Genomic DNA, 390 nt, shown 5'->3' on the forward strand with positions numbered 1-390 from the left:
TGAGGAATAGGATATTTGACACCGTAATATTCTTCGTAAAATTCAATTGAGCGAACAGCAATGTCCAAAGCAAACTCTAAGTTGCTGGCTGGGTGAGCCTTGGTCGCGTAGACACCGACCAAAGTGCCGTTTTTAGTTTTAGCGGTAATGCCTTGCATATCACCCGCAGCAAAGGCCAAGAGATAGGAAGACATGCGAGGGGTTCTTTCGAACTTCCAAATACCTGTCGCTTTACGGTTTTCAACGTCGATTTCAGGCATATTAGACAAGGCAAGTTCGCCTTCTGCTTGGTCAAATTTCAAAGCCAAATCAAAAGTCGCTTTAGCTTCTGGCTCATCCACACTCGGAAAAGCTTCGCGGGCAAAATGGCTCTCAAACTGCGTAGAAATA

At 45.1% G+C, this 390-nt stretch carries 1 pseudogene; it reads right to left on the minus strand.

The features are described from left to right. A pseudogene (locus STRDD04_RS10285) lies at positions 1-390 on the minus strand (M1 family metallopeptidase); the annotation flags it as partial.

The sequence above is a fragment of the Streptococcus sp. DD04 genome, from assembly GCF_001578725.1.
Lineage (GTDB): Bacteria > Bacillota > Bacilli > Lactobacillales > Streptococcaceae > Streptococcus > Streptococcus sinensis.